5 protein-coding genes are annotated in these 4926 nt (G+C 73.6%); all 5 read right to left on the reverse strand.

Features of this window, described 5'->3' with window-relative positions:
* Positions 1-208 precede the first annotated feature (208 nt).
* Complete coding sequence (gene aqpZ, locus NQ160_RS18495) at positions 209-937, reverse strand: aquaporin Z (protein WP_257516577.1); 729 nt, start codon at positions 935-937, stop codon at positions 209-211.
* Positions 938-1091: 154 nt separating this feature from the next.
* Positions 1092-2081, reverse strand: coding sequence for an SRPBCC family protein (locus NQ160_RS18500; RefSeq protein WP_257516589.1), 990 nt, complete (start codon positions 2079-2081; stop codon positions 1092-1094).
* Complete coding sequence (locus tag NQ160_RS18505) at positions 2081-2326, reverse strand: helix-turn-helix domain-containing protein (RefSeq protein WP_257516590.1); 246 nt, start codon at positions 2324-2326, stop codon at positions 2081-2083. Before NQ160_RS18505 ends, NQ160_RS18500 begins: the two co-directional genes overlap by 1 nt.
* Before the next feature lie 70 nt (positions 2327-2396).
* Entirely contained in the window at positions 2397-3713 is a 1317-nt protein-coding gene (locus NQ160_RS18510; protein WP_257516591.1) for a DUF58 domain-containing protein, read from the reverse strand.
* Between the two features lie 68 nt (positions 3714-3781).
* On the reverse strand, positions 3782-4711 hold the full coding sequence (locus NQ160_RS18515) for an AAA family ATPase (protein ID WP_257516592.1): 930 nt from the start codon (positions 4709-4711) through the stop codon (positions 3782-3784).
* Between the last annotated feature and the right edge of the window lie 215 nt (positions 4712-4926).

Here is a 4926-nt window from a genome sequence, read left to right on the forward strand (position 1 = left end):
ACGCGTCGACCTGCTGTTCGGCTCCAACTCCGAGCTCCGCGCCCTCGCGGAGGTCTACGCGAGCGATGACGCGCAGGAGAAGTTCGTGCGCGACTTCGTCGCCGCGTGGGGCAAGGTCATGGAGCTGGACCGCTTCGACCTGCGCTGATCCACCCGCACGGCAGCACAGCGGCCCGTCCCCCTCGGGGGCGGGCCGCTTCGCGTGCGCTCAGCCCAGTTCGCGTCCGTCGAAGAGCGCCCGATGGCAGAAGCCGGCGATGAGGGCCCCGACGATCGGGAAGACGATGAACACCCAGAGCTGCAGCAGCGCGTCAGGACCGCCGTAGAGGGCCGTGGCGATGGAGCGGGCGGGGTTGACCGACGTGTTGTCGATCGGGATGGATGCCAGGTGGATGAGGGTGAGCGTCAGACCGATCACCAGTCCGGCGAGCTTCGTTCCCCGGGACGGATGGGTCACCCCCAGGATCACGAGCACGAAGATCGCGGTGAACAGGATCTCGGCGATGATCGCGGCGCCCAGACCGAACCCGCCGGGGGAGTGCTCGCCGAAGCCGTTGCTGGCGAAGCCGCCGTCCTGAGCGGAGCGCAGCCAGCCGTCGGGTCCGAAGAGCCCGATGAGCACGAGGAGGGTGGTCCCCACCGCGCCGCCCACGAGCTGCGCGACGATGTAGGCGAGGGTCTCGCGCCACGGGAAGCGACCCGCCGCGGCCAGCCCGAGGGTCACCGCCGGATTGAAGTGGCCACCCGAGATCGGGCCCCAGGCATAGGCGCCGGCGACCACCGTGAGGCCGAAGGCGAGGGCGACCCCGACGAATCCGATGCCGAGGGACGTGCCCTCGGGGCCGACGCCGTAGTCCGCGGCGAAGAGCGCGGCGCCGATGGAGCCGAACACCAGCAGGAACGTGCCCATCGCCTCCGCGGACATCCGCAGGGCCATGCTCGGTCCCCCGGGGGCGGCGGCGTGGTCGAGAGGCGTGGGGGCGACGTGTTCTTCCGGACGAGGATCATTGCTCATGGCTGTGCCTCCTTTCGGGCTCACAGTAGCCCGCCGCCGCGGGCCTCGATAGCGCCACTGCGAGAGAGCGCGTCGGTCATTGCCGGAAGACGCGACTGATGGCGGCGGCCAGCACGGAGACCTGCATCCAGAGCATGGCGCGATACAGGGGGCGAAGCACGAGAGCGGCGAGGGGGCGCGGCCGGCGCCCCGCGGGTGGCTCCCAGGCCAAGGAGATGCCCAGGTGCGTGCCGCCGGCGGCGTGCTCGAGCGAGAGCGTCACGCGACGGGCGTGGCTGCGGGCGACGTCCGGATACCGGAAGCGCCACTGGACCGACACCAGTTCCTGTGTCGACACGAGATGCATCTCCTGCTGCCGCATCGCCGGTGTGATCCGCAGCGGTCGCCCGTCGGGGGCGTGCGTGCGGGGCCGGCCGATCCAGACGTCGCCGCCGGCCCCGCCGTGCGGTCGGGTCACGCTGCCGATGACGGCATCCCATTCGGGGATCCGCTCCGCGTCGGACACCAGCGCCCACACCTGCTCGGGCGGCGCCGGGACGAACGCCGTCGTCGAGGTCGACAAAAGAGCCTGGTCTCGTCGTCGCCGCGGTGCCGTCGGCAGCCGGTCGGCGTCGTCCAGGCGTCGTGCCACCTCGTCAGCACTCGCCCCCAGGCGCTCCAGGGTCGCGGCGATGAACCCGCTCGGCTCGGCGACCAGCGCGCGCAGGATCGCAGGCGCATCGCCGCCCCGGCCGGCGCGGGAGGCATCCTTCATGACCTGCAGCGCCCGCCCGCTCCAGTGGTACCCCTGCGTCTCGTGGAAGACGATCCGTCCGGGCTCCACCGCCGACGCCTCGACCCCGAGAGACTCCAGCTGCGCGGTGTGCTGCGCCGACAGGGCGGCCCGCGTGTTCTCGACGGTCACGCCGAGGCTGCGCAGCACCTGACCTGCCACGCCGCCGTCGAGGGTCAGGGCGATGAGCAGGTGCTCGCAGTCCGCTTCGCGCAGGCCCTGACGGGAGGCCTCCTCCATGGCCATCAGCGACAGGACGTGGCTCGTGGCGACCGTCTCGCCGAACGTCGCCATCAGCCGTGCCTCCGCGGCACCGGGATGGCCGGGTCGACGCGTTTGGCGTACTTCTTGTGCACAGCCTGACGGCTGACGCCGAGGGCATCGGCGATGGTCTGCCACGTCATGCCCGCGCGCAGCGCGGCCTCGACCTGCCGCAGCTCGAGTCGGTCGGTGAGGGTCCGCAGGGATGCCACGGCGCGCAGCCCAGCGCGAGGGTCGGCCGTGTCGCTGGCTGCGTCGGCGATCTGAGAAGCTTGCATGCTGTCAACATACGTTGCTGACAAAGGGGGTGTCAACCTGAGTTGCTAAGGTGTGACGCGCACCGGCGGCTCAGAGCCGGCCGGCCGCCTTGAGCGCCAGGTAGCGGTCGGCGATCTGCGGGGGCAGGTCATCGGGCGAGGCGCTGAGCGCGTCTCCGCCCGCGCGGGCGACGGCCGCGGCCACCCTGGCAGCGTCGCGCGCGCTGCGCTGCACCGCCGCCGCGCGGTACACGTCATCGGCGGTCCGTCGCCCGCCGGTGGCCTCGTCGGAGGGATCGGGCGCGGCGTCGGTGGCGGTGCCGACGAGCACGTGGGCGCGCCGCGCGACGGCGCCGAGCGACCCGAGGAACCCGCGGGAGGACTCGGGGGAGTCCTGCGCGGTCAGCAGCACCACCAGCGACGGCCGGGAGGTGAGGGCGCGCACCTGCGCGAAGGCGGCATCCCAGTCGGTGTCGATCAGCTGCGCCTCCACGGGCGCCATCGCGTCGACCATCGCCGGCAGGAGCGCTGGGCCGTCGATGCCGGTGACCCGCGCCCGCAGCACCCGGTCGAACATCGCCAGATGCACGTGGTCGCCGGCGCGCGAGGCGAGGGCGGCCAGCAGCAGGGCCGCCTCCATCGCGGCATCCAGGCGTACGCCGTCCCCGACCCGCGCGGCGGCGGTGCGCCCGGTGTCGACGATGATCACGACGTGCCTGTCGCGCTCGGGGCGCCAGGTGCGCAGCATCGTCGTGCCGGCGCGAGCGGTGGCGCGCCAGTCGATGGAGCGCACGTCGTCGCCGCGGACGTACTCGCGCAGGCTGTCGAACTCGGTGCCCTGCCCGCGCACCTGCACGCTGGTGTTGCCGTCGAGTTCGCGCAGCCGCGCCAATCGTGAGGGCAGGTGACGCCGCGACGCGAAGGGCGGGAGCACCCGCACGGCGCCGGGCGCCTCGAGGCGCGCCTGCCGCCCCGCCATGCCGAGCGGGCCGCCGGAGCGGACGACGACGAAGTCGCTGCGCAGCTCGCCCCGCCGCCGTGGCCGCAGCGGCATCGGGATCGCCCGGCGCTCGCCGGCCGGGACGTCCAGCGCAGCGCGGCCCTCCGGCGCGCCAGCCGTGGGCTGCCAGGCATCGCGCAGGTGGCCGCGCACCCGCCGTGGGCCGCCGTTGTGCGCGACGAGCGAAGTGTCCACGCGCTCGCCCAGGCGGGTGCGGGTGGGACCGGTGCGCGTGAAGCTCAACCCGCGGGGGTCCGGGGCGGTTGCGGCATCCACGCCCGTCGCCAGCGCGCACAGTACGAGCCACACCCCGGCGACCGCCCAGGGTGCGATGCCGGCCGAGCCCAGCAGCACCACGGGCACGACGCCGAGGGCGACCAGTGCAGGAAGACGGCCGGTGACGTACATGGTTCCTTCGGAGACGTGGGTCGGAGACGTGGGGCGGGGGACGCGGGATGCGGCGGGCGGACGCCGGCTCAGATCGGCACGGGGGTCTGCTGCTGCACCGACGCGAGGATCGCCTCCACCGACACGCCCTCGATCTCCGCCTCGGGTCGCAGCCGCAGCCGGTGCCGCCAGGCGGGCATCAGCATGGCCTGCACGTGGTCGGGCGTGATGGCGGGGTAGCCGCCCAGCCACGCCCAGACCTTGGCCGCCGCCAGCAGCGCCGTCGCGGCGCGCGGGCTCGCACCCAGCTGCACGGACGGCGCCTGCCGGGTGGCCCGGGCGAGGTCGACGACGTAGCCGAGCACATCGTCGGCGACGGCGACGGATGCCGCGGCGCGCTGGGCGGCGCGGATCTCGTCGGCCCCGACGACTGCGCTCAGGCCCGCCGCATCGAGGTCACCCGGCCGGAACCCGTCGGCGTGGCGGCGCAGCACCGCGAGCTCGGCGTCGCGGGCGGGGACGCCGATGACGAGCTTCAGCAGGAAGCGGTCCAGCTGGGCCTCGGGGAGCGAGTAGGTGCCTTCGTGCTCCACGGGGTTCTGCGTCGCCGCGACGAGGAAGGGGTCCGGGAGCGGGCGGGTGACCCCGTCGGCCGAAACCTGGCGCTCCTCCATGGCCTCGAGGAGTGCGGCCTGGGTCTTGGGAGGCGTGCGGTTGATCTCGTCGGCCAGCAGCACGTTGGTGAACACCGGTCCCTCGCGGAACTCGAACTCGCCCGAGCGCGCGTCGTACACCAGCGACCCGGAGACGTCGCCGGGCATGAGGTCCGGCGTGAACTGCACGCGCTTGGTGTCCAGGCCGATCGCCCGGCTGAACGAGCGGACCAGCAGCGTCTTGGCGACGCCGGGCACGCCCTCCAGGAGCACGTGGCCGCGCGCGAGCAGGGCGATCAGCAGCCCTGTCACGGCGCCGTCCTGGCCGATGACGGCCTTGCCTACTTCCAGGCGCACGCGGTTCATCGCCTCGCGCAGGGCGTCGTCGTCGATCGGCGTCGCGGGTGCGGCGGCGGAGGGCTCGAGGTGGGTCACTGCGGGTTCCTCTCGGGTCGGACGGCGAGACGGACGGCCGTCTCGAGATCATCCAGGGCGTCGGCGAGCGCGACGAGCTCGGCGTCGGTGGCGGGCAGGTCGTCGATCAGGATGCCGCGCACGCGGCCGCGGTCCGCCCCGACGAG

Source organism: Microbacterium sp. zg.Y909, from assembly GCF_024626565.1.